The organism is Pseudomonas sp. BB438 (genome assembly GCF_057180225.1).
Genome location: NZ_CM170001.1, coordinates 2,538,933 through 2,562,120, shown reverse-complemented (window position 1 = coordinate 2,562,120; position 23,188 = coordinate 2,538,933). Strand labels below are relative to the sequence as shown.

19 protein-coding genes are annotated in these 23,188 nt (G+C 65.8%); 11 read left to right on the top strand and 8 right to left on the bottom strand.

Annotated elements, in window-relative coordinates; translation table 11 throughout:
• The first annotated feature begins 1 nt into the window (after position 1).
• The 4 genes from AC1ZV1_RS11955 to AC1ZV1_RS11940 all read left to right on the top strand — a co-directional run bounded on the left by AC1ZV1_RS11955 (position 2) and on the right by AC1ZV1_RS11940 (position 3,122).
• On the top strand, positions 2–781 hold the full coding sequence (locus tag AC1ZV1_RS11955; protein WP_484297551.1) for a MetQ/NlpA family ABC transporter substrate-binding protein: 780 nt from the start codon (positions 2–4) through the stop codon (positions 779–781).
• A 216-nt stretch (positions 782–997) separates the two neighbouring features.
• The gene (locus AC1ZV1_RS11950) at positions 998–2,059 is read left to right on the top strand and encodes a methionine ABC transporter ATP-binding protein (protein WP_484296899.1); all 1,062 of its coding nucleotides are present in this window, start codon (positions 998–1,000) and stop codon (positions 2,057–2,059) included.
• Complete coding sequence (locus tag AC1ZV1_RS11945) at positions 2,022–2,696, top strand: methionine ABC transporter permease (protein ID WP_484296898.1); 675 nt, start codon at positions 2,022–2,024, stop codon at positions 2,694–2,696. The genes AC1ZV1_RS11950 and AC1ZV1_RS11945 overlap by 38 nt, the downstream gene beginning before the upstream one ends.
• 69 nt (positions 2,697–2,765) lie before the next feature.
• Positions 2,766–3,122, top strand: coding sequence for a VOC family protein (locus AC1ZV1_RS11940; RefSeq protein WP_484296897.1), 357 nt, complete (start codon positions 2,766–2,768; stop codon positions 3,120–3,122).
• 54 nt (positions 3,123–3,176) lie between these two features.
• Here the strand turns inward: AC1ZV1_RS11940 and AC1ZV1_RS11935 are convergent, their stop codons facing one another.
• Together AC1ZV1_RS11935 and AC1ZV1_RS11930 are read right to left on the bottom strand one after the other, a co-directional pair.
• Positions 3,177–3,998, bottom strand: coding sequence for an alpha/beta fold hydrolase (locus tag AC1ZV1_RS11935; protein WP_484296896.1), 822 nt, complete (start codon positions 3,996–3,998; stop codon positions 3,177–3,179).
• Between the two features lie 139 nt (positions 3,999–4,137).
• Complete coding sequence (locus AC1ZV1_RS11930) at positions 4,138–5,037, bottom strand: LysR family transcriptional regulator (RefSeq protein ID WP_484296895.1); 900 nt, start codon at positions 5,035–5,037, stop codon at positions 4,138–4,140.
• Between the two features lie 114 nt (positions 5,038–5,151).
• On the opposite strand from AC1ZV1_RS11930, the gene AC1ZV1_RS11925 reads away from it, so the two are divergent.
• Positions 5,152–6,144 carry an aldo/keto reductase gene (locus AC1ZV1_RS11925; protein WP_484296894.1) on the top strand — a complete coding sequence of 331 codons (993 nt, stop codon included), beginning with the start codon at positions 5,152–5,154 and terminating at the stop codon, positions 6,142–6,144.
• A gap of 67 nt (positions 6,145–6,211) precedes the next feature.
• On the top strand, positions 6,212–6,679 hold the full coding sequence (locus AC1ZV1_RS11920) for a thermonuclease family protein (RefSeq protein WP_484296893.1): 468 nt from the start codon (positions 6,212–6,214) through the stop codon (positions 6,677–6,679).
• A 12-nt stretch (positions 6,680–6,691) separates the two neighbouring features.
• On the opposite strand, the gene AC1ZV1_RS11915 is transcribed toward AC1ZV1_RS11920, so the two are convergent.
• The 5 genes from AC1ZV1_RS11915 to AC1ZV1_RS11895 form a co-directional block, all read right to left on the bottom strand.
• Positions 6,692–7,498, bottom strand: coding sequence for a substrate-binding periplasmic protein (locus AC1ZV1_RS11915; protein ID WP_484296892.1), 807 nt, complete (start codon positions 7,496–7,498; stop codon positions 6,692–6,694).
• Positions 7,499–7,593: 95 nt separating this feature from the next.
• The gene (gene mgtA / locus AC1ZV1_RS11910; RefSeq protein WP_484296891.1) at positions 7,594–10,311 is read right to left on the bottom strand and encodes a magnesium-translocating P-type ATPase; all 2,718 of its coding nucleotides are present in this window, start codon (positions 10,309–10,311) and stop codon (positions 7,594–7,596) included.
• Between the two features lie 112 nt (positions 10,312–10,423).
• Complete coding sequence (locus tag AC1ZV1_RS11905; RefSeq protein ID WP_484297550.1) at positions 10,424–14,089, bottom strand: translocation/assembly module TamB domain-containing protein; 3,666 nt, start codon at positions 14,087–14,089, stop codon at positions 10,424–10,426.
• A gap of 14 nt (positions 14,090–14,103) precedes the next feature.
• Positions 14,104–15,831, bottom strand: a complete 1,728-nt coding sequence (locus AC1ZV1_RS11900; RefSeq protein WP_484296890.1) for an autotransporter assembly complex protein TamA — start codon at positions 15,829–15,831, stop codon at positions 14,104–14,106.
• Positions 15,832–15,909: 78 nt separating this feature from the next.
• Entirely contained in the window at positions 15,910–16,557 is a 648-nt protein-coding gene (locus AC1ZV1_RS11895) for a GNAT family N-acetyltransferase (protein ID WP_484296889.1), read from the bottom strand.
• Between the two features lie 129 nt (positions 16,558–16,686).
• Between AC1ZV1_RS11895 and xthA the strand changes: the two genes are divergently transcribed.
• The 4 genes from xthA to AC1ZV1_RS11875 all read left to right on the top strand — a co-directional run bounded on the left by xthA (position 16,687) and on the right by AC1ZV1_RS11875 (position 20,461).
• Positions 16,687–17,499, top strand: coding sequence for an exodeoxyribonuclease III (gene xthA, locus AC1ZV1_RS11890; RefSeq protein WP_484296888.1), 813 nt, complete (start codon positions 16,687–16,689; stop codon positions 17,497–17,499).
• Positions 17,500–17,653: 154 nt separating this feature from the next.
• Complete coding sequence (locus AC1ZV1_RS11885) at positions 17,654–19,036, top strand: substrate-binding domain-containing protein (RefSeq protein ID WP_484296887.1); 1,383 nt, start codon at positions 17,654–17,656, stop codon at positions 19,034–19,036.
• 215 nt (positions 19,037–19,251) lie between these two features.
• Positions 19,252–20,295: a TerC family protein gene (locus tag AC1ZV1_RS11880; RefSeq protein WP_484296886.1), complete on the top strand. Its 1,044-nt coding sequence runs from the start codon at positions 19,252–19,254 to the stop codon at positions 20,293–20,295.
• Positions 20,261–20,461, top strand: coding sequence for a hypothetical protein (locus AC1ZV1_RS11875; protein ID WP_484296885.1), 201 nt, complete (start codon positions 20,261–20,263; stop codon positions 20,459–20,461). Before AC1ZV1_RS11880 ends, AC1ZV1_RS11875 begins: the two co-directional genes overlap by 35 nt.
• A gap of 234 nt (positions 20,462–20,695) precedes the next feature.
• Here AC1ZV1_RS11875 and AC1ZV1_RS11870 read toward each other — a convergent pair whose 3' ends face one another.
• Positions 20,696–21,925 carry an acyl-CoA dehydrogenase gene (locus AC1ZV1_RS11870; RefSeq protein ID WP_484296884.1) on the bottom strand — a complete coding sequence of 410 codons (1,230 nt, stop codon included), beginning with the start codon at positions 21,923–21,925 and terminating at the stop codon, positions 20,696–20,698.
• Between the two features lie 167 nt (positions 21,926–22,092).
• Between AC1ZV1_RS11870 and AC1ZV1_RS11865 the strand changes: the two genes are divergently transcribed.
• On the top strand, positions 22,093–23,025 hold the full coding sequence (locus AC1ZV1_RS11865) for a LysR family transcriptional regulator (protein ID WP_484296883.1): 933 nt from the start codon (positions 22,093–22,095) through the stop codon (positions 23,023–23,025).
• Positions 23,026–23,188: the final 163 nt, after the last annotated feature.

The window sequence follows — 23,188 nt, the reverse complement described above, 5'->3', positions numbered from 1 at the left end:
AATGACCCTCGGACTGTCGCTGAGCCTCCTCGCCGCCGGCCTCGCCCAGGCCGCCGACACCCTGCGCCTGGGCACCACCGCCGCCTTCGCCCCGCCGCTGGAAGTCGCGGTGAAGGAAGCCGCCCAGCAGGGCCTGAAGGTCGAGCTGGTGGAGTTCACCGACTGGAACGCACCAAACATCACCCTCGACCACGGCGACATCGACGCCAACTACTTCCAGCACACGCCGTTCCTGGAAAACGCCAATCGCGAGGGCGGCCTGCACCTCAAGGCGTTCGCGCCGGGAATCATCAACAACGTCGGCCTGTACTCGACCCGGTACAAGACCATCGCCGACCTGCCGGATGGCGCCAAGGTCGCCATCGCCAACGACCCGATCAATGGCGGCCGCGGCCTGCAGCTGCTGCAGAAGGCCGGGTTGCTCACGCTCAAGGATGGCGTGGGCTACAAGGCGACGCTGGACGACATCGTGACCAACCCGAAGCACATCCAGATCATCGAGCTGGAAGCCGTGCAACTGGTGCGCGCGCTGGACGACGTCGACCTCGCCCAAGGCTACCCGCACTACCTTCGCCTGGCGGGCACCGTCGACCCGAACAGCGCGCTGCTGTTCGATGGCATCGAGAACAAGGAGTACGTCATCCAGTTCGTGACCCGTGACGACTTCCAGGACCCGGACGGCCGGCTGAAGAAATTCGTCGATCTCTACCAGCACTCACCCCAGGTCCGCGCCGCGCTGGACAAGGCCCACGGCTCGCTCTACCAGCCGGGCTGGCAGTAACTGCACCGTCGTTTGCCTGTAGGAGCGAGCTTGCTCGCGAACGAACGAACCACGCTGCGGGGCAGAAAAATTCGCGAGCGAGCTCGCTCCTGCGAAAAGCATCTCCGGCAAGACGCCGAGACTCCCGAACACACCGAACCAGTCCCCTCGCCCTTCAGGGAGAGGGCCAGGGAGAGGGCAAACCGCCCGCTCCAAACTACCGAACAGGCCCCCACCATGGTCAGCTTCAACCGCACTCTCGAACTCGCCGCCCAGCACATCGCCCTGCGTGGGCTGGGCAAGACCTACGCCGGCCACCACGGGCCGGTGGAGGCACTGAGTGACATCGAACTCTCCGTCCGCCGCGGCGAAGTGTTCGGCATCATCGGCCGCAGCGGCGCCGGCAAGAGCTCGCTGATCCGCACCCTCAACCGCCTGGAGCAACCCAGCGTCGGTCAGGTGCTGATCGACGGCGAGGACATCGGCGCCTTCGACGCCCAGCAACTGGTCGGCCTGCGCCGCCGCGTCGGCATGATCTTCCAGCACTTCAACCTGATGTCGGCCAAGACTGTCGCGCAGAACATTGCCCTGCCCCTGCGCGTGGCCGGCGTGCCCAAGGCGCGCATCGCCGAGCGGGTGGATGAACTGCTGCAGCTGGTCGGCCTCACCGACAAGCGCCACGCGTACCCGGCGCAACTTTCCGGCGGGCAGAAGCAGCGCGTCGGTATCGCCCGCGCGCTGGTACACCAGCCAGAAATCCTGCTCTGCGACGAAGCCACCTCGGCGCTGGACCCGGAGAGCACCCAGGCCATCCTTTCGCTGCTGCGCGACATCAACCGCCGCCTGGGCCTGACCATTGTGCTGATCACCCACGAGATGGCCGTGATCCGCGAAATCTGCGACCGCGTGGTGGTGCTCGAACGCGGACGCGTCGTCGAGCAGGGCGAGGTCTGGGAAGTCTTCGGCAACCCGCAGCACGAGGTCAGCCGCACCCTGCTCGGCTCGCTGCAGCAGCACCTGCCGCCGGACCTGCTGGCACGCCTGGAGCATCCCTCGGACAACGAAGTCATCCTCGACCTGCACTACACGGGCGTGCGTGAACAGGAGCCGGACCTGCTGGCCATCGCCCAGGCCCTGGGCAGCCGTGTCAGCCTGCTGCACGGCGGCATCGAGCGCATCCAGGGCCGCGCCCTCGGACGTCTGCTGCTGAGCGTCGCCGCCCCCGCTGCCAGTGCCCCGCAACTGCTCGAACGTGCCCGCGATGTCGCCGATCGCCTGGAGGTGCTCACCCATGCCTGATCGCCTGCTGCAAGGCCTGCTCGACACCCTGCTGATGATCGGCGCGTCCTCCGCCGTCGTCTTCCTGGTCGGCATTCCGCTGGCCCTGGTGCTCGTCACCACCGGGCCTGGCGGGATCTTCCAGGCGCGCCTGGTCAACCAGAGCCTGGGCAGCGTGGTCAACGTCCTGCGCTCGATCCCCTTCCTGATCCTGATGGTCGCGCTGATCCCCTTCACCCGGCTGATCGTCGGCACCAGCTACGGCGTGTGGGCGGCCGTGGTGCCGCTGACGATCGCCGCCACGCCGTTCTTCGCGCGCATTGCCGAAGTCAGCCTGCGCGAGGTCGATCACGGCCTGATCGAGGCGGCCCAGGCGATGGGTTGCCAGCCCCGGCACATCATCTGGAACGTGCTGTTGCCCGAAGCGCGACCGGGCATCGTCGCGGGCTTCACCATCACCCTGGTGACCATGATCAACTCCTCGGCGATGGCCGGCGCCATCGGCGCTGGCGGCCTCGGCGACCTGGCCTACCGCTATGGCTACCAGCGCTTCGACACCCAGGTGATGCTCACGGTGATCATCCTGCTGGTTGCGCTGGTGACCCTGATCCAGTTCGGCGGCGACCGCCTGGCGCGCTGGCTCAACAAGCGGCTGTGAGCGGACTCGCGGCAGTGGCTGCGTCTATGCTGGCGGACTACGCAGACGAATTCTCCCCGGAGCTCCGCCATGACTGTCCGCCGTATCGTCGCCAACCTCGCCACCGGCAAGCCTGCCGAGATCGCGCACTTCTACCGCGAACTGTTCGACCTGGACGTGGTGATGGATCACGGCTGGCTGATCACGCTGGCCAGCGACGAACGTGCGCTCACGCAGTTGAGCCTGGCCAGCGAGGGAGGCTCCGGCGCGCCGGTGCCGGACCTGTCCATCGAAGTGGACAATCTCGACGAGGTGTATGACCGTGCCCTCGCGGCCGGGCACGAACTTACCTACGCGTTGACGCTCGAACCCTGGGGCGTGCGCCGCTTCTTCCTGCGCGACCCGCTGGGCACCCTGGTGAATGTGCTGGAGCACAGCCATCGATGATGAGGCTCGCGAGCTGGCCCACCCCGGCAGGAGCGCGCCGGCTCGCGAGGGGGCTTAGCGGTTGAGAAACCCCAAGAGGTCCTCGTTCACCTGATCAGCCATGGTGGTGCACATGCCGTGCGACCCGCCCTTGTACACCTTCAGCTCACCTTTCTGCACCAACTCGACAGAGCGCTGGCCGGCGGCGCCAATGGGCACTATCTGATCGTCATCGCCGTGGAGGATCAGCGCCGGCACGTCGATCTTCTTCAGGTCCTCGGTGTAATCCACTTCGGAGAACTCACGCACGCACAGGTACAAGCCCAGGTGCCCGCCCATCATGCCCTGCAGCCAGAAGTTGTCGATCACTCCCTGGGAAACCTTCACACCCGGCCGGTTGTAGCCGTAGAAAGGGAGCGCCAGGTCCTTGAAGAATTGCGAGCGGTCTTCCTTCACGCCCTTGCGGATGCCGTCGAACACGTCGATCGGCAAACCGCCGGGGTTGGCGGCGGTCTTGAGCATCAGCGGCGGCACCGCACCGATCAGCACGGCGCCGGAAAGCCGCTTGGTGCCGTGCCGGCCGATGTAGTGCGCCACCTCGCCGCCACCGGTGGAGTGGCCCACCAGTGTGGCGCCCTTGAGGTCGAGAGCCTCGATTACCGACGCCAGGTCGTCGGCGTAGGTGTCCATGTCGTTGCCGTTGGCCGGCTGGCCCGAGCGGCCGTGGCCGCGCCGGTCATGGGCGATGACCCGGTAACCCTTCTGCACCAGGAACAGCATCTGCGCATCCCAGGCATCGGCATTCAGCGGCCAGCCATGGGAGAACACTACCGGCTGCCCACTGCCCCAATCCTTGTAGAAAATCTCGGTGCCATCTTTTGCTTTGACGATGCTCATTTGGGTCGTTTCCTTCAGGGAGTAGTTGAAAAGAAACGCCGCAACTTCAGCGACTGCGGACCGCTCTACGGCGGCCTTGAGCATAGCCAGACCAGCAATTCGAGCAGCGATGGCCGGCGGCTTTCCGACGAGCGACAGCTCAATTGATGCCGGCCTCGAACAAGCCGCCGAGCCAGTCGGAGAACACCCGCAGGCGCCGCGACATCTGCCGGCGCACCGGGTACAGCACGCTGACCGGCAGCGGTGGTGGCTGCCAGGCGCGCAGCACCTCCACCAGTTCACCACTGGCGAGGCCCTCGCGCAGGTGATAGCGCGGCGCCTGGATCAGGCCGAAGCCGGCGCGGCAGGCGGCGATGTAGGCATCGGCGTTGTTCACCGTGATCCGGCTGGGCAGCCGCTGGGTGCGCAACTGTCCGTCGAAGCAAAACTCCAGGTCGAAAATGCGTCCGCTGGAGGCCGACTGGTAATTCACCGCCAGATGCCCGTCGAGCTGCTCCGGATGCTGCGGCAGGCCAAATGCCTGGATGTAGTCGCGGCTCACGCAGGTCAACTGCTCCAGCTCGGCGATACGCCGTCCGACCAGGCTGGAATCCGGCAGCTCGCCAGCGCGTAGCACGCAGTCCACCCCCTCGCGCACCAGGTCCACCTGGCGGTCGTTCAGGCTCAGTTCCAGCTCGATCTGCGGGTAGCGGCGGCAGAACTCGGGCAGCTTCGGAATCACCACCAATCGCCCCAGTGAGCTGGGCAGGTCGACGCGCAGCTTGCCGCGAGGATTGTCGGGCGAGTCGGAAAAACAGTTCTCCGCCTCTTCCAGGTCCTCCAGCAAGCGTACGCAACGCTCGTAGTAGGCCTGGCCATCGGCGGTGACGCTGACCTGCCGCGTGGTGCGGCGCAGCAGTTGTACTCCCAGGTGCGTCTCCAGTTGCTGGATCAGCTGGGTCACGCTGGCGCGCGGCAGCTGCAGGCTGTCCGCGGCCTTGCCGAAGGCCTTGAGTTCAACGATGCGCGTGTAGACCTGCATGGCCTGCAAGCGGTCCATGGTGCACTCCGATTATTCATCCAGACCAAATAGTTAAACCGGAATTAGCCGGTTTATCCATACAGGACAAACAACAAGAATGGTCCTGCCCCTTTCCACACCCGGAGAATCCACATGAAGACCCGCCGCCTGGGCCCGCAAGGCCCAATCGTCTCCGCCATCGGCCTCGGCTGCATGGGCATGTCCGACTTCTACACCACCGGCAGCAACGAGGCCGAATCCATTGCCACCCTGCACCGTGCGCTGGAGCTGGGCGTCACCCTGCTGGACACCGCCGACATTTATGGCCCGCACACCAACGAGGAATTGCTCGGCCGCGCCCTGAAGGGCAAGCGCGAGCAGGTCTTCCTCGCCACCAAGTTCGGCATCGTGCGCACCCCGGAGCAACCGCAGGTGCGCGGCGCCAACGGCAGCCCGGCGTACATCCGCCAGGCCGTGGACGGCAGCCTGAAACGCCTGGGCACCGACCACATCGACCTCTACTACCAGCACCGCGTCGATCCCAAGGTCCCCATCGAGGAAACCGTCGGCGCCATGGCCGAGCTGGTGAAGGCCGGGAAGGTGCGTTATCTCGGCCTCAGCGAGGCCTCGGCAGAAACACTGGAGCGCGCGCACCAGGTTCATCCGATCACGGCGCTGCAGAGCGAGTACTCGCTTTGGACCCGCGACCCGGAAGAGAACGGCGTGCTGGCCGCCTGCGAACGCCTGGGCGTCGGCTTTGTCCCCTACAGCCCGCTGGGCCGGGGCTTCCTCACCGGCGCGCTGAAAAGCCCGGATGATTTCGCCGAGGACGACTACCGCCGCTCCAGCCCGCGCTTCACCGGGGAGAACTTCGGGAAGAACCTGCAACTGGTGGCCAAGGTCGCCGAGCTGGCCGACGCCCGCGGGGTGCAGCCCTCGCAACTGGCGCTGGCCTGGGTGCTGGCCCAGGGCGCGCACCTGGTACCGATCCCCGGCACCAAGCAGCGCAAGTACCTGGAAGAAAACATCGCTGCCGTGGACCTCGCGCTGACCCAGGCGGAACTGCTGGAGCTGGACGCGATCTTCCCGGCCGGTGCGGCCGCCGGTGGGCGCTACAGCGAACAGGTGATGGCGCTGATCCAGTAAAAGCTCTGCACCGGGGCTCCGGTGGGCGCTCGCAGCGGTTATGCTGACAGTGACCACCGGAGGCTCCATGCGATTCGTTCCCGCCGTACTGCTCGTACTTTCCTTCCTTCCCTTTGCCGCGCACGCGGATGAAGAGTGCCAGGTAACGGCCGTATTCAGCGGCGACCAGCTGACCTGCCAGCGCGCCGACGGCAACGACACCACCATTCACCTGCGCGGTGTCACGGCCCCGGAACTGGAGCAGCCCTTCGGCCAGCGTTCGCGCGCAGCCCTGGTGCAACTCGCGCTGGGCAAGAGCGCCACCCTCAAGCACGCCGAGCAACTGGCCGACGGCAGTCTGCGCGCGGCGGTGTGGGTCACCCCGGCGGAGTGCCCGAACTGCGGTCATACCCTGGATATCGGTCGTGCGCAGCTGAGCATCGGCCTCGCGCGCTGGCGGCAGAGCGACGCGCAGACACCCGAGGAAGTCGGCCAGTACCAGTTCGAGGAACACGAGGCCAAGGCGCGCCGCACCAATCTCTGGCGCAATCCCTGAGGCGAGAACCCGTCAGTTGCTGACGTAGTGCTGCAGGATGCGCCGGTCTTCGCCCTCGTCCACCAGCGCTTTCAGCGTCTGCGCATAACGCCGGACGAAGTCCTCGTCCTGAGTGCGCTTGCTGAAGGCGACTTCCGTCGATTCGGTTGAGACCACCACCCCGGTGGGCTCTATGCGCCGAGCCAGGCCCAACTGCTGCAGCTCGTACTGGCCGCTGTGCTCGTCAGCGATGATGCCGTCGATGCGACCCTTGTCGACCATGTGCCAGAGGTTGCTGCGGCTGGGATTGAAGAACACCCGCGCGGCGTAGTCCGGATCGGCCATCAGCTGTCGATAGGGCTCGCCGTAGGACACGTCAATCTGCGCGCCGAGGCGGAAGTCAGTGCCTGGCAGGTCGGACAGCTGCTGCAGGCGGTCACGCTGCGCCAGGCCGCGACGGACGAAGAGGATGTTGCGAGACGGCGGCAGGACAGTGCCGGAGAACCAGGCATAGGCCTCGCGCTCGGGCTTGCGGAAGGCACCGGGCAGCACGTCGAGACGGCCCAGTTCCAGCTCCTTGAGTGCCCGCGCCCAGGGCAGCTTGACCATTCGCACCTGGCAGCCCAGGCGCTGCAGAACGGTGCGGTTCAGCTCGACGTAGAGGCCGCCGACGCTGCCATCGGGCAATTGCATGCTGAACGGCGGGTCGTCATCCCAGCGCAGGGTCTTCTCGCAGGCGGCCAACGGAATGCTGGCCAGCGCCAGGCCCAGCAGGACCAGGCGCTTCAGGGGCGCACGCAGGGGCAACGGCAGGCGAACGGCTTGCGACGGCAAGATCACGACTCACGGCAGGAGAAGACGGATCAACGCAGTGTATTGAACCCGATGACCGTGTGACCAGCGGTGATCGGGTTCGTACGTTGGTTCCGTCTCGCTTACTGCCAGCCGTACCGCCGAGCGAACCAGCCCTTCACCGCCTGGGTCAGCGCCATGTAGCCCAACAGGATCGCCACCAGCCACGGCCAGTAGCCCAGCGGTAGCGCCGTCATGCGGAACGAGTGCGCCAGCGGCCCCATCGGCAGGAAGATCGCCACCATCACGATTGCCAGGGTCATGCCCAGCAGCGGCCAGGCGGCGCGGCTCTGCAGGAAGGGAATGCGCCGGGTGCGAATCATGTGCACCACCAGCAGCTGGGAAATCAGCCCTTCGACGAACCAGCCGGACTGGAACAACGTCTGGTGCTCCGGTGAATTCGCGCCGAACACATGCCAGAGCACGAGGAAGGTGGCGATGTCGAAGATCGAGCTGATCGGCCCGAAGAACACCATGAAGCGTCCGATGCCCGCCGGGTTCCATTGCTGCGGCTTGCGCAGCAGCTCATCGTCGACATGGTCGAAGGGAATGGCGACCTGCGACAGGTCGTAGAGCAGGTTCTGCACCAGCAGTTGCAGCGGCAGCATCGGCAGGAAGGGAATGAAGGCACTGGCCACCAGCACACTGAAGACGTTGCCGAAGTTGGAACTGGCGGTCATGCGGATGTACTTGAGCATGTTGGCGAAGGTGCGACGCCCTTCGATCACGCCCTCCTCCAGGACCATCAGGCTCTTTTCCAGGAGAATCAGGTCGGCCGCTTCCTTGGCGATGTCCACCGCCGAATCCACCGAGATGCCGATGTCCGCCGTGCGCAGCGCCGGCGCATCGTTGATGCCGTCGCCAAGGAAGCCGACCACATGGCCGCGCTCGCGCAGCACCCGCACCAGGCGTTCCTTGTGGCTGGGAGTGAGCTTGGCGAACAGCGTGGTGCGCTCGGCCAGCTCGCCCAGCGCCGCATCCTCCAGTTCGTCCAACTGCGGGCCGAGCAGCACGCCCTCGACCACCAGCCCGACGTCACGGCAGACCTTCAGGCTCACCCGGTCGTTGTCGCCGGTCAGCACCTTCACCGCCACGCCGTTCTCCGCCAGCGCGCGCAGCGCCGGGGCCGTGGTTTCCTTGGGCGGGTCGAGGAAGGCGATGTAGCCGGCCAGGCACAGCCCGCTTTCGTCGGCCACGCCATAGGTGTCGCGGGTCGGCGGCAGCTCACGGGTGGCCACCGCGACAACCCGCAGGCCTTCCTGGTTGAGCCCGTCGGCGACCGCGCGAATGCTGTCCAGGCGCGCCCCGGTGAGCGGCTCGACGCCCTCCGCGGTCTCCACCGTCTCGCAGACCGCCAGCACCTCCTCCAGCGCGCCCTTGCAGATCAGCAGGTGATTGTCCTCGCGCTCGCTGACCACCACGGACATGCGGCGACGGGCGAAGTCGAAGGGAATCTCGTCGAGCTTGCGGAAGCGGCTGTCCACCTTCAACGCATGACGCAGCTCGACGTGATCGAGCACGGCGACGTCCAGCAGGTTCTTCAGTCCGGTCTGGTAGTGGCTGTTGAGGAAGGCCAGCTGCAGCACGCGGTCCTGTACCTGGCCAAACGCATCGGTGTGGCGCTCGAGGACGATGCGGTCCTGGGTCAGGGTGCCGGTCTTGTCGGTGCACAGGATGTCCATGGCGCCGAAGTTCTGGATGGCGTCCAGGCGCTTGACGATCACCTTGCGCCGGCTGAGCACCACCGCGCCCTTGGCCAGGGTCGACGTGACGATCATCGGGAGCATTTCCGGGGTCAGGCCGACAGCGATGGACAGCGCGAACAACGCAGCCTCCAGCCAGTCACCCTTGGTGAATCCGTTGATCAGCAGCACCACGGGCGCCATCACCAACATGAAGCGGATCAGCAGCCAGCTGACGCGGTTCACCCCGGCCTGGAAGGCGGTCGGCGTCGGGTCGCTGGCGATCACCCGCTCGGCGAGGGAGCCAAAATAGGTGCGCGTGCCCGTACCGATTACCACCGCCTGGGCCGAGCCGCTGACCACGGTGGTTCCCATGAAGCACAGGCTGTCACGCTCCAGCGGGTTGCCCTGGCGGGCGTCGCGCACCTGGGCGAATTTCTCCACGGGCAGGGATTCGCCGGTGAGCGCGGCCTGGCCGACGAACAGGTCCTTGGCGCTGAGCAGGCGCACATCCGCTGGCACCATGTCGCCAGCCGACAGCCACAGCACATCGCCGGTCACCAGTTCGCGGATCGGCACTTCCGAGCGGCCCGCCAGGCCATCGCCCTGGGCGCTGCGGAACACCGTGGCGGTGTTGCTCACCATCGCCTTGAGCTTCTCGGCGGCGCGGTTGGAGCGTTTTTCCTGGATGAAACGCAGCAGCGTGGAAATACCCACCATGCTGCCGATCACCACCGCGGCCTCCACGTCCTCGGTGAACCAGGAAATGGTCGCCAGCACCGTCAGCAGCAGGTTGAAGGGGTTGCAGTAGCAGTACCACAGATGCTTCCAGGCACCGATGGGACGGTCCTGGTCAATCTCGTTCAAGCCATCGCGCTGGCGACGCTCGTCCGCCTCGCTTTCGCTCAGGCCTTCGCGTCGGCTTCCCAGGCGTTCCAGCACGGACGCCGGTTCCAGTGCGGACCATTCCAGCAGCGCCGTGGTCAGCGCATTCGGCGCCTGGCGGCCGGCAGCAGAACCCCGCAGCAGGTCGCGCGCGGCCAACCGGCGCAATTGACGGGCCGGGAAGCCCTTGTTGATGAATTCGAGCAGGTGGGTCCTGATGAGGTCCAGGCGCATGATGACGTTCCCCTTGTGCGCACATCGTCCGGCGGCGGGGAGGAGTCTCTGCCAGCTACCTTAAGGGGCCATGAAGGTTGGCGGGCGCCCGGATGCGCGCCGCCGAACGCCGTCAGAAATCGCGCTTATAGAAGATGTCCAGCGAGCTCGCCAGGCCGCTGGCTGCCTCCAGGTAGACCTTCTTGCTCAGCAGGTAGCGTAGCGCAATGGTGTTGGCCGGCTCGAACACACCGACGCCGTAGCGCAGGCTGAGACGGTCGGAGAGCTGGCCGCTGGCGACAACGCTGGTGCTGTTGCCGGTACCTTCGGTGTCCAGCTGGAAGTCCTGGATGCCCAGGCGCTGGGCGACTTCGCCGGTCAGCGGCGCGCTGCCGGCCAGGCCGAGCGCGAGGGCCGCCTCGCCAAGCATGTTGCTGTCCTCGCCGCTGGACATCGGCCGGCCCAGCACCAGGTAGGACAGCGCCTGCTGCTGACTCATGGCAGGCTCGGAGAACACCTCGCTGCGTGGCTGCTCGGCGTTGCCGGTCAGGCGCAGGCCGGCGACCACGTCGTCGACCTTGCGGATCGCCTCGACATCGAGGAACGGCTGGTCGATGGGCCCGGCGAACAGCAGCCGCGCGCGGCGGATGGTCAGCTTCTGGCCGTAGGCGCGGTAGCGACCGTTGTTCAGACGCAGTTCGCCACGGGTGTCCATGTTGTCGCCGATGTGCACCTGGCCAGCCAGTTCGGCGTTCAGCCCGAAACCGCTGAAGGTCAGCTTGTCGCTGCCGACCCTGACGTCGATGTCCATGTTCAGCGCCAGGGCGCTTTTCGGTTCCTGCTTCGCACCGACGATCACGGTGTCGTCGGAGACCTTGACCGTGGACGGCGGCAACTGGCGGATGGTGATGGCGCCGCGCGGCACCTGCACCGAACCGGAAACGGCCAGACGCTCACCGGCCATCTGCACGGTGAGATCCGGCTCCACTTCCAGGTTGGCGTAGGGTTCCACGGTCACCGGCAGACGGTTGCCGCGCAGTTTCACGTCGACGTCCAGGCCACTGAACCAGGCGATGCGTCCGGCCAGGCTGCCGTTACCGTGCTCGCCCGCCTTCCAGTCGCCGCTCAGGTCGACCTGCTCACCGGCGATCCGCGCCGTGACCTGCAACTGTTCGAAGCGGGTCGGCAGGTCGCCACCGGAAATCTCGCCGTCACTCAGGCGCAGTTCGCCATCCACTCGTGGCGCCAGCAAGCCACCGGAAATCTGTCCGCTGCCGTTAAGGTGCCCTTTCAGGGTTTCCACCATGGGCGCGAACGGCCGCGCCACGGAGATATCCAGGCCATTCAGGCTGAAGGTGCCGTTCACCGGCTTGGCTTTCGGCCGCGGATCGAGCTGGACCTGCGCCTGCAGGCTGCCGAGCTTGTCGCCGAGGAATTGCAGGCTGGTGTCGATGCGCCGGGGCGTCAGGCGGCTCTCCAGTTGCAGGCGCTGGTAGGGGAAGTCGACCCAGTCTTCCTGCTCCTTGATACGCAGGGTGCCGTTGTTGGCATTGATCAGGATCGAGCCATTGGGGCCGCTGGCGGGCAGGTCGAGCTGCACGTCGCCGTCCAGCTTGCCCTTCCAGGCGAAATCCTCGGGCAACCAGCGCGCCAGGCTGTCCAGCGGGAACTCGCGCAGGTGCATGCGCAAGCGCGGGTCGGGCATCAGCCGCTGGTCTTCCATGCACAGACTGGCCGGACCGGAGGCCCAGCAATGGGCACCGAGGTTGATCCGCCCGTCCGCCAGGCGCTCAAGGCGCGCCGGCTGCTGCAGCCGCCAGTCCTGGCCGCCGCTCTGGATGTCGCCGCTGGCCAGGCGTCCGCGCCAGTCCGTGCCGTTCCAGTTGCCGTCCAGGCCGAGGTCGAGCGCCACCGGCTTGCCCTGCAGGTTGAGGGCGAGTTGCTGACGCTTCAGGTCGCCGCTGCCATCGAGCTTGAGCACGCCGAAATCGCTATCGCCACTGTGCAGTCCCTGGGCCATGAGGCTCACCCGGCCACGCTGGGCGGTGTCCAGGGAAGCGGTCAGGCCCAGCGTACGCAGGCCCTGGTCGGCGTAGGCGACGCGCTGACCATCGAGTTTCAATTGGCCTTGCGGCGCCTGCAGTGTGCCAGCCAGGTCGAGACGGCCGCTCACCTGGCCGAACAACTGTGGCCATAGTTGGCCAAGGCGGTTCAGGGCGATGTCCAGGCGGCCGGACAGCCGCTGGTCCAGCGCGGCCTGCCCGCTGATGCGGTTGTCGCCCAGTTGCAGCGCGAGGCCATCGACCTTCCACGCCTGCCCCGCCGCCGTGGCATTCGCCTTGAAGGTGGCCGGCTGACCACGCAAACGGCCCTGCAGATCGAGATTGGCGTCGAGGTTCAGCACCTCGCCCTTGAGCGATCCCTTGCTGCGCAGTGGACCACCGAGGCGGCCGGGCATTTCTTCGAGCCAGTAGGCGGGGTCGAAGTCGGACAGGTCGAGCGCCGCGTCCCAGGTCACCGCATCGGCGAAACCGACTTTCAGGTGCCCTTCGGCTTTGCCCTGCCCCGCCACCAGTTTCAGCGACGGCAGGAAGACCTCCGAGAGGTTGCCCGAGACCGGACTGGCCAGGGTGAAGTCGCCAGCCGGCCCCTTGAAGGCACCCTCGAAGTTGCCCAGGTAAGCGCCATCGCTGTAGCTCACTTCGGCCTTGAAGGTGTGCACGCTCACCGGCGGCTCGTCGATCTCCGGGTACAGTCGACGCCAGGGGAAGTCGAGCCAGTCGAGCTGGGCGTTGGCGCCGAAGGCGTCCTTCCAGTCCAGGCGGCCGGTGATTGCCACGCGCTGGTCCTGGGCGGCGCTCAGGTCGAGCGCGGCGATATCCGCCCCCTCGGCGTTGACGCGACCGCGCAGGGTCAGCACCACCGGGCTCTCTTCGGCAGGAAGCACGGCGGCGCCGGCCAGTTGGTAGCCATCCTCGAGGTTACCGCTGGCGTTCAGGCGCAGTTGGTTCAGCGTCAGGGTGTCGGGCAGGGAAGCGTCGGCCTTGAAGCCATCGGCAGTCACCAACGCGGTGGCCGGCAGGTTCTCCGCCAGGGGCTGCAGGTCGCCTTCCAGGCGGCCGCTCAAGTAACCGCTGCTTTGCGCCTGCAGCTTCAGGTGGCCCATCAGCTCGCCCTTGGCCTGCACCTGCAGGGACCAGGGCTTTTCACCCGGCGCAGGCAGGCCGAGCGTGCCTTCTGCTTCGAGCGGCCAGCCCTGCGTGGGCTTCAGCAAACCCTTGAGCGACAGGCTCAGGCCATCGCGAGCAAGCTTCACCGAGTCGATGTGCAGGCCGTCGTGGTCCCAGCGCGCGCTCAGTTCGGCGTCACGCAACTGCTCCTGATCGTCCAGCAGGAAGCGGCCGATGCGGATGTCACCCAGCTCCAGCGAGAGCGGCAGGTTCAGGTCAGGCAGTTCGAGGGGGCCGGACGATTCGCTCGGCGCGCTGGGCGGCAGGGTCAGCAGCACGTCATCGGCTACGACCTTGTGCAGGCACAGGGTCATGCGCAGCAGGCAGCCTGGCGACCAGTCGATCTGCGGTCGATCCAGCACCAGGTGGGTCGCGCCGTCGGTCCATTCCAGGCGCTTGGCGCTGAAGCCACCCGCGAGGCGACCCTCGAATTCGTCAACGCTCAGGCCAGGCACCCAGCTCAGTACGGCGCGGCTGCCCGACGACGTGCCGAGCAAGGCGGCCACGGTGATGAGCAGCAGCAGAATCAGCCCGAGCAGGCTGCCCAGGCTCCAGCGCAGCGCGCGCATCCAGCCCGCGCGACTCACAGTTCCGGCCCCATGGAGAAGTGCAGGCGGATACCACCGTCCTCGTCCAGGCCATCCGCCAGGTCCAGGCGCAACGGGCCGACCGGGGAGATCCAGCGGATGCCGATGCCCACGCCGGTCTTGATCGAGGGGAAGTCCAGCGAGTTGAACGCATTGCCCTGGTCGACGAAGGCTGCGATGCGCCAGCGCTCGGCGATGGGGTACTGGTACTCGACGCTGCCGGCGACCATGTAGCGGCCGCCGATGCGATCACCGTCGGAGTTCTTCGGCGACAGGGTCTGGTAGTCGTAGCCGCGCACGCTCTGGTCACCGCCGGCGAAGAAGCGCAGCGATGGCGGGATCGCGCTGTAGTCGTTGGTGGCGATACCGCCGACCTGGATGCGTCCGAGCAACCGCTGACCTCCCCAGAAACTGGTCACGCCCTTGGCCATGGCGTTGATGTGGGCGACGTCGGCGTCCGCCATCAGCCCTTCCTTGGCGCCCTTCACCTCGAATTGCAGCCGGTAGCCCTGGCCGGGATCGATCTTGTTGTCGGCCTTGAGGATCGAGTAGCCGATGCCCGGCATCAGGAAGCTGCTGAGGCCGGAGTCGTCGCCCAGCTTGTATTCCTCGCGCTGCCAGTTCAGCGAGACGACCCGCTGCCAGCCGCTGTCGAGCTTGTGGTGCCACTCACCGCCGAGGGTCAGCAGCTTGCTCTCGGTGTCCACCAAGTCTTCGTACTGGTAGCCGCTGGTGAAGCGCAGCTTGTCGGTGAGCGGTGGGTCCAGCGGGATCTCGTACCAGGCACCGACGTTCTGCCGGGGCGCGGAAACCTCCGCCTCGAAGCCCAGGCTGTGGCCTTGCGGGTTGACCCAGTGGCGCGTCCAGGTCGCCCGGGCACGCGGCCCCACGTCCGTCGAGAAGCCCAGGCCAAGTCCCATGGTGCGGGGCTTGCGCGCTTCCAGGTGGACGTGCACCGGCACCACGTCGCCATCGGCGTTGGTCGGTGCGGCATCGACCCGCACGCCATCGAAATAGCCGCTGGACTGCAAGGCCTGGTTGAGATCGGCGATCTGCTCGGAGTCGTAGTCGGCGCCTTCCTTGAACGGCACCATGCGCTGCAGCAGATCCTCATCGAAGGGAAAGTCACCGGCAAAATCAACCTTGCCCAGGCGGTAGCGCGGGCCGCTGGCGTACACCAGCTCGATGTCCGCGACACCGGCCTCGGGGTCGATGCGCAATTGCTGCTGGGTGAACTGGCCGCGGAAGAAACCGAAGCGCGACGCCTGATTCTGGATCAGCCGCTTGGCGTCGTCGTAGGCACCATGGTTGAGCTGCGCGCCGGGCTTCAGGGCATCGCCGCCGGGCACCCGGAAGCTCTTGAGCCTGGCGGCCGGCCCATCGACGCGCACCGTCACGCTGCGCAGATGGATGGGCTCACCGGGGCGAACGTTGATCCGCAGGGTCGGCTCCTTGTCATGGGTCACCCGACCGCGGATACGTGCCTGGTAGTAACCCAACGCCTGGGCGGCCTTCTGCGCCTGCTCGACGGCATTGCGCCGGAATCGTTGCAGGGCCGCCTGATCACGCTCGCCAAGGCTGCCCACATAGGCCTCGATATTGGCCTTGAGCGCAGCGTTGGCGGGAGTGATGCGAACATCGAGATGGGCTTCGGCCGCCAGGGCCCTCTGCAAGCAGAAGGCTATTACCAGCAGCAGCCCAAGCAATCCTTGGACAACTCTCATGGCGCGAAATGCTAGCACGGGTTTTCCCCGCCATGCCTTCATCTAGAGCGCAGCAAGCCCTGGAACAGGCAATTTTCCCTAGCCGACGGACGCTTTCACCGCCTCACGGCCCTGCGTAGGATGGAACAGCACGTGCTCGCGAATCGGCCCCAGCGCCACCTCGCCCAATTCCTCGTACCCGTGGCGCCGGTAAAACTCCAGGTAACGAGCGTTGCCGGTATCCAGCACCAGCCCCTGCGAACCGCCATCCTCTGCACACCAGGCGTGCAGCGCGTCGAGCAACTGCTCGCCGAGGTGCTTGCCCTGGAATTCCGGGTGCACGCCGATCAGCGGCAGGACGTGATACGGCCCCGGTGGCAGGCAGCCAAGCACTGCGGAGTGATAGTCGAGGAAGCGCCGGGTGCAACCCAGGCCGGTGGTGAGCAGCATGCGCATGCGCCAGAACCAGCTCTCGGTGACATCCAGGCGGCGTTGGGGCGGAACCACCAGTGCCACGCCCACCAGGCGGTCATCGATCAGCAGTCCGATGGCCGGCAGCTCCTCGACAAAATGCTGGTTGACCAGTTCGCGGACGGTCGCCCGCACTCGCTGGTCGAAGCCGGCACGGTCGGCTTCGAACAGGTAGGCAAAGGTCGGTTCGTGGCGATAGGCGTGATAGAGCAGCGAGCGGACTTCACGGCTGTAGTTGCCGTCCAGCAGACGGACTTCGGCGAGGGTATCAGGCATGCGGACGCCTCTTCGGATGAGTTCTTCTTATGGTTATGAGTCCAGCCACAAAACCCTAGCAGCGCCTCGCCGGGGTCGCCAGGGCCCGGCCACCTGGGCTAGCATCGTGCTTTTGCCAGGGCGCCCAGGATGAAAATCGTCTCCTTCAATATCAACGGTTTGCGCGCACGTCCCCACCAGCTCCAGGCGATCATCGAGCGCCACCAGCCGGACGTGATCGGCCTGCAGGAAACCAAGGTCGCCGACGAGCAGTTCCCCCGCGAGGAAATCGAAGCCCTCGGCTACCACGTGCACTACCACGGGCAGAAAGGCCACTACGGCGTCGCCCTGCTGTCCCGCCAGGAACCGCTGGAGCTGCAGCGCGGCTTTCCCAACGACGGCGAAGAATCGCAGCGCCGCTTCATCTGGGGCACCTTCAAGGATGCCGAGGGACAGTTGATCACCGTGATGAACGGCTACTTCCCGCAAGGTGAAAGCCGCGACCATCCGGTGAAATTCCCCGCCAAGCAGCGCTTCTACGCCGACCTGCAGGACCTGCTGGAAACCCGTTTCCAACCCGACCAGCAACTGATCGTGATGGGTGACATCAACATCTCGCCGGAAGACTGTGACATCGGTATCGGCGAGGAGAACCGCAAGCGCTGGCTGAAGACCGGCAAGTGCAGCTTCCTGCCGGAAGAGCGGGAATGGCTAGCACGCCTGAAGGGCTGGGGCCTGGTGGACAGCTTCCGCTTGCAGAACCCCAGCGTGGACGACCGCTTCAGCTGGTTCGACTACCGCAGCCGCGGCTTCGAGGACACCCCCAAGCGCGGCCTGCGCATCGACGTCATCCTGGCCTCCGAGGCCCTGCGCGGCCGCATCGCCGACACTGGCGTGGACTACGACATCCGCGGCATGGAAAAGCCGTCGGACCACGCACCGATCTGGTTGCAGCTGAAGTAATCGCCCTGAACGAAAAAGCCCGGCCCTTGCCGGGCTTTTTCATGTTCGGTGCACGGGCGCGACCACCGCTCAGCCCCGCAGCGAAGCGTCATATCGATGCAATGATTCCGACTTAATCTGCCGCGCCAACGATGCCTCAAATGGAAGTTGACCCATGCAGTACAAGTCGAGCCCCAGCGATGCCCAACCCTGGCCCGTCACCATCGCCTGGCTCACCATCGCCTTCATCTGCTACGCGTTCCCCTGGTCGGCCTTCGCTGCCCTGCCCTCGTCCCAGGGCGGTGAGCCGGTGCTGCGCATCCAGGGCTCCAACACCATCGGCGCGCACCTGCTGCCGGAGCTGGTGAAAGGCCTGCTGGTCAGCGAGGGCTACAGCGACGTCAGCGCCAAGCCGGGCAAGGCAGAGAACGAACAGCGCATCATCGGTCGCACCCGGGATGGCAAGGAGGCGATCATCGACCTCGCGGCCCACGGTTCCAGCACCGGCTTCGTCGCCCTCAAGGACAACAGCGCCGAGCTGGCCGCGGCGTCGCGCCCGATCAAGGATGCCGAAGCCGCCGGCCTGTCAGCGTCTGGCAACCTGCGCAGCGCCAAAGCCGAACAGGTGATCGGCATCGATGGCCTGGCGATCATCGTCAACGCGGCCAACCCGCTGGACGAACTGACCACCGACACGCTGGCCAGGATCTTCTCCGGCGAGGTGAAGACCTGGGAAGAAATCGGCGGGCGCGGCGGTGCGATTCGCCTGTATTCGCGTGATGACAACTCCGGCACCTTCGACACCTTCAAGGAGCTGGTTCTCGCCAGCCACGGCAAGGCACTGGCCAGCGGCGTCCCGCGCTTCGAGTCCAGCGACCAGCTCTCCGCCGAAGTCAGCAAGGACCCGCAGGGCATCGGCTTCGTCGGCCTGTCCTCGATCCAGAAATCCAAGGCCCTGCGCATCGCCGATGGCGAGTCCCAGGCCATGCCGCCGTCCGCCACACTGATCGCCACCGAGGACTATCCGCTGTCGCGCCGCCTGTTCCTCTACATGAAGCCCGAAGAGCCGAACCGCTGGGCCCGCGCCCTGCTGCAATTCGCCCAGGGCGACAAGGGCCAGGCCCTGGTCAGCGCCAGTGGCTTCGTCGGCCAGCGCGTCCAGGCGGTGAAGATGGCGCCGCGCGCCAGCATGCCGGAGAACTACCAGGCCCTGGCGCGGGACGCCGAGCGGCTGTCGGTGAACTTCCGCTTCCGCGAAGGCAGCGCGACCCTGGACAACAAGGCCCAGCGCGACATCGACCGCCTGATCGCCTACCTGCAGCAGAACGGCAAGATGAACAAGCAGGCAGTGCTGGTCGGCTTCGGCGATCCCAAGCAGGACCCGGCACGCGCCGAGCTGCTGTCCAAGCTGCGCGCCATGGCCGTTCGCCGCGAGCTGGCGAAGGAAGGCGTGATGTTCCGCGAGATCAGCGGCATGGGCGACGCCCTGCCGGTGGCAGCCAACAGCGACAACGACGGCCGGGTGAAAAACCGTCGCGTCGAGGTCTGGGTCTACTGATCCCGCAGGAGCAGACCCACGGAGGATCAGCGTCTAGACTTTCCGTCAGACGCTGATGCATCAGTCCCGAATTCATGTAGGAACTTGTTACGTTCCATCGCTTGCCTGCGGCGTCCGCTCTGCTATTTTCCCGCCAGTGACGCCGGGCCCCTCTGACGGTTGCCAACCGCCATGTCGGAGTCACTTTTCGACAACGACACTAAGGGAGGGGCCACATGACAGCTCTGCACGCCTTTTTGACCGAACCATTCCTCGGAACCGCCACCTGGTTCTGGCTGGCCTTCCTGGCCATCGTGATTCTTCTGCTTGTACTCGACCTGGGCGTCCTGCAACGCGACCACCATGAGATTGGCGTGCGCGAGAGCCTGATGCTCTCCGCCGGCTACTTCGCCTGCGGCCTGGCCTTCGGTGGCTGGGTCTGGTACGAGTTCGGCGCCACCAGCGCGGTGGAGTACTACACCGGTTTCCTCGTCGAACAATCGCTGTCCATGGACAACGTGTTCGTCATGGCGATGATCTTCGGCTTCTTCGGCATCCCCCGCCGCTACCAGCACCAGGTCCTGTTCTGGGGCATCCTCGGTGCCATCGTCATGCGTGCGCTGATGATCGGCCTGGGCGCCGCGCTGGTGAAGGAATTCGAGTGGATCATGTACGTGTTCGGCGCCTTCCTGCTGTTCAGCGGCGTGAAGATGCTGTTCGGCAAGCATGACGACGAGCCGGACCTGGCGAACAACCCCGTGCTGCGGTTCCTGCGCAAGCGCATCCGCATGACCGACACCCTCCACGAGCACCACTTCTTCGTGAAGATGCCGGATGCGTCGGGCAAGCTGGTGCGCTACGCCACCCCGCTGTTCCTGGCGCTGATCCTGATCGAACTGGCCGACCTGGTGTTCGCCGTGGACAGCGTGCCGGCGATCTTCGCCATCACCCAGGACCCGTTCATCGTCTACACCTCGAACATCTTCGCCATCCTCGGCCTGCGCGCCCTGTACTTCTCGCTGGCGGCGATGATCCATCGTTTCGTGTACCTCAAGTACGCCCTGGCGCTGGTCCTGGTGTTCATCGGCACGAAGATTTTCCTGCATGGATTCATCGGCAAGGTTCCCGCCGCGCTATCGCTTGGCGTAACCTTCGGCCTTTTGGCGGGTGGCATACTGCTATCCTTGCTCAAGACCCGCCGGACCAGCGAGGAGCCGCTGGAAATCGTCAGCCAGGAGAGGATCCATGCAAGCGCTGGAGGTGAGGATCGAAGCCGTTGAGTTTCGCGGCCGGGCCTATTGGCAGGTCCGTCTCGGTCGTCGTGCGCTGCGTTTCCCCCATGAGGCTGCCGCACGCGCCTTCGCTGCCCAGTTGCACACACGGCGCGAGTGGTTGATCGAGCAACGAACGAAGACCGACGGGCCGGAACCCAGTCCGCAGCACTGAATGAACAAGGCCAGCGCAAGCTGGCCTTGTCATTGGGCGGCATCTACGTCGGCTCGACAGCCGGTGAGCCCGGCGCTTCCCTGTAGCAGCAGGCCACATCCGCGATCACGCGCATGGCGTCCTCCTGCTCCGGACGGGCGCCTGGTCCGCCAAGGGGGTGCATCCGCGATGCTTCAGCGCCGCTGAAAAAGAAAAAGGCCCGCATCAGCGGGCCTTTTTCCGGGGTGCTTGCAATCAGCGGCTGCTGCGCAGCGCATCACGCGGCACGTACTTGCCGATCTCGAACTTGCCGATGGCAGCACGGTGGACTTCGTCCGGGCCGTCGGCCAGGCGCAGGGTACGCTGCATGGCGTACCAGTAGGCCAGCGGGAAGTCGTTGGAGACGCCGGCACCGCCGTGCATCTGGATGGCGCGATCGATCACCTGCAGGGCGACGTTGGGCGCCACGACCTTGATCTGGGCGATCTCGCTCTGGGCGATCTTGTTGCCCGCGGTGTCCATCATGTACGCGGCATTGAGGGTCAGCAGGCGGGCCTGGTTGATCTCGATGCGCGAGTTGGCAATGTGGTCGATGTTGCCACCCAGACGTGCCAGCGGCTTGCCGAAGGCGGTACGGCTGACGGAGCGCTTGCACATCAGTTCCAGCGCGCGCTCGGCCATGCCGATGGAGCGCATGCAGTGGTGGATACGGCCTGGGCCGAGGCGGCCCTGGGCGATCTCGAAGCCACGGCCTTCGCCGAGCAGCACGTTCTCGTAGGGCACGCGGACGTTCTCGAAGAGCACTTCGGCGTGGCCGTGCGGGGCGTCGTCGTAGCCGAACACCGGCAGCGGGCGGAGGATCTTCACGCCGGGAGCATCGGTGGGCACCAGGATCATCGAGTGCTGCTGGTGGCGCGGCGCGTCCGGGTTGGTCAGGCCCATGAAGATCATGATCTTGCAGCGCGGGTCGCAGGCGCCGGAGGTCCACCACTTGCGGCCGTTGATGACCCACTCGTCACCATCGCGTACCGCATTGGCTTCCATGTTGGTGGCGTCGGACGAGGCCACGCCCGGCTCGGTCATGGCGAAGGCGGAGCGGATTTCGCCGCGCAGCAGCGGCTCCAGCCAGGTGCGCTTGTGCTCTTCGCTGCCGTAGCGCACCAGCACTTCCATGTTGCCGGTGTCGGGCGCTGCGCAGTTGAACGGCTCGGAGCCGATCAGCGAGCGGCCCATGATCTCGGCCAGCGGCGCGTATTCCATGTTGGTCAGGCCGGCGCCCAGTTCGGACTCGGGCAGGAACAGGTTCCACAGCCCTTCAGCCTTGGCCTTGACCTTCAGGTCTTCCATGATCTGCGTGGGCTGCCAGCGGTCGCCCTCGGCCACTTGCTCCTCGAATACCTTCTCAGCGGGATAGACGTGGGCTTCCATGAACGCGGTGAGGCGCTCACGCAGATCCTGAACCTTGGCGGAATAAGCGAAATCCATGGGGGCTGACCTTCTGGCGGCGGTTGTTGGTGTGGTGATGATGCTAGAACAGCCAAGGGCATTTACCCAGCCTATTATCCGAATCAATGAACATTCATAACCCGTATGGACCTGAGCGTTCGTTCGGGTATGATCGGCCGCAGAACAACTACAAGCGGAGCCCTGGAATGAACCTCAGCAAGGTCGATCTGAACCTGTTCATCGTCTTCGACGCGATCTACACCGAAGCCAACCTGACCCGCGCCGGACAGATAGTCGGCATCACTCAGCCCGCCGTCTCCAACGCCCTCGCCCGCCTGCGTGAAACCTTCAACGACCCGTTGTTCGTGCGGACCGCGCAAGGCATGGTGCCCACGCCCATGGCGCAGAACATCATCGGGCCGGTGCGCAACGCGCTGCAGTTGTTGCGCGTCTCGGTGCAGGAGAGCCGCACCTTCACACCGACCCAGGCGAGCAAGACCTACCGCATCAGCATGACCGACCTCACCGAGGCCATCATCCTGCCGCCGCTGTTCCAGCGCCTGCGGCGGATGGCGCCGAACGTGTACATCGAGAGCTTCCTCTCCAAGCGTCGCGAGACCACCAAGGAACTGGCCGCTGGCCGACTGGACTTCGCCGTGGATGCGCCGCTGAATACCGACCCGCAGGTACGCCACGTCAAGCTCATGGAAGACCGCTATGTCTGCGCCATGCGCCAGGGCCACCCGCTGGCCAAGGACAAGCTGACCCTGGAGGAATACCTCTCGGTCGCCCACATCCAGATTTCCAGCCGCCGCAGCGGCCTGGGCTACGTCGACCTGTCGCTGGGCAAGATGGGCCTGCAGCGCAAGAATGTCCTCCGCTCGCAGCACTACCTGATGGCGTCCACCGTGGTGCAGCAGACCGACATGGTGGTCACCGTGCCCGAGCGCTTCGCCCGTCATCACGGGCTGCACTTCGTCGACCTGCCGGTGAACGACGTGCCCAAGCTGGCGACCCACCTGTACTGGCACGAAAGCACCGACCAGGACCCAGCCAACCGCTGGATGCGCGAGCAGATCATCGAGCTGTGTCAGCAGGTGACGGCACGGGAAGCGCGTGAGGCGGCGGAGCGCGCCTGACATTCCCGGCAATGCCCTTTGATGGGTATCGCTGCGCTCCACGCCATCCTACGTTTGCCACACGCGCAACGGCCAACCCTGTAGGAGCGAGCTTGCTCACGAACCGCCCAGCCGAGAAATTCCCGGTGAAATCTGTTCGCGAGCAAGCTCGCTCCGACAAAAA

Bases quoted from the DNA above. Each gene is read 5' to 3' on its own strand.
- AC1ZV1_RS11900 (WP_484296890.1), bottom strand. From the start codon at position 15,831: ATGAGAGTTGTCCAAGGATTGCTTGGGCTGCTGCTGGTAATAGCCTTC.
- AC1ZV1_RS11950 (WP_484296899.1), top strand. From the start codon at position 998: ATGGTCAGCTTCAACCGCACTCTCGAACTCGCCGCCCAGCACATCGCC.
- mgtA (WP_484296891.1), bottom strand. From the start codon at position 10,311: ATGCGCCTGGACCTCATCAGGACCCACCTGCTCGAATTCATCAACAAG.
- AC1ZV1_RS11925 (WP_484296894.1), top strand. From the start codon at position 5,152: ATGAAGACCCGCCGCCTGGGCCCGCAAGGCCCAATCGTCTCCGCCATC.
- AC1ZV1_RS11885 (WP_484296887.1), top strand. From the start codon at position 17,654: ATGCAGTACAAGTCGAGCCCCAGCGATGCCCAACCCTGGCCCGTCACC.
- AC1ZV1_RS11930 (WP_484296895.1), bottom strand. From the start codon at position 5,037: ATGGACCGCTTGCAGGCCATGCAGGTCTACACGCGCATCGTTGAACTC.
- AC1ZV1_RS11880 (WP_484296886.1), top strand. From the start codon at position 19,252: ATGACAGCTCTGCACGCCTTTTTGACCGAACCATTCCTCGGAACCGCC.
- AC1ZV1_RS11955 (WP_484297551.1), top strand. From the start codon at position 2: ATGACCCTCGGACTGTCGCTGAGCCTCCTCGCCGCCGGCCTCGCCCAG.
- AC1ZV1_RS11875 (WP_484296885.1), top strand. From the start codon at position 20,261: ATGCAAGCGCTGGAGGTGAGGATCGAAGCCGTTGAGTTTCGCGGCCGG.
- AC1ZV1_RS11895 (WP_484296889.1), bottom strand. From the start codon at position 16,557: ATGCCTGATACCCTCGCCGAAGTCCGTCTGCTGGACGGCAACTACAGC.
- xthA (WP_484296888.1), top strand. From the start codon at position 16,687: ATGAAAATCGTCTCCTTCAATATCAACGGTTTGCGCGCACGTCCCCAC.
- AC1ZV1_RS11920 (WP_484296893.1), top strand. From the start codon at position 6,212: ATGCGATTCGTTCCCGCCGTACTGCTCGTACTTTCCTTCCTTCCCTTT.
- AC1ZV1_RS11935 (WP_484296896.1), bottom strand. From the start codon at position 3,998: ATGAGCATCGTCAAAGCAAAAGATGGCACCGAGATTTTCTACAAGGAT.
- AC1ZV1_RS11945 (WP_484296898.1), top strand. From the start codon at position 2,022: ATGTCGCCGATCGCCTGGAGGTGCTCACCCATGCCTGATCGCCTGCTG.
- AC1ZV1_RS11940 (WP_484296897.1), top strand. From the start codon at position 2,766: ATGACTGTCCGCCGTATCGTCGCCAACCTCGCCACCGGCAAGCCTGCC.
- AC1ZV1_RS11865 (WP_484296883.1), top strand. From the start codon at position 22,093: ATGAACCTCAGCAAGGTCGATCTGAACCTGTTCATCGTCTTCGACGCG.
- AC1ZV1_RS11870 (WP_484296884.1), bottom strand. From the start codon at position 21,925: ATGGATTTCGCTTATTCCGCCAAGGTTCAGGATCTGCGTGAGCGCCTC.
- AC1ZV1_RS11905 (WP_484297550.1), bottom strand. From the start codon at position 14,089: ATGCGCGCGCTGCGCTGGAGCCTGGGCAGCCTGCTCGGGCTGATTCTG.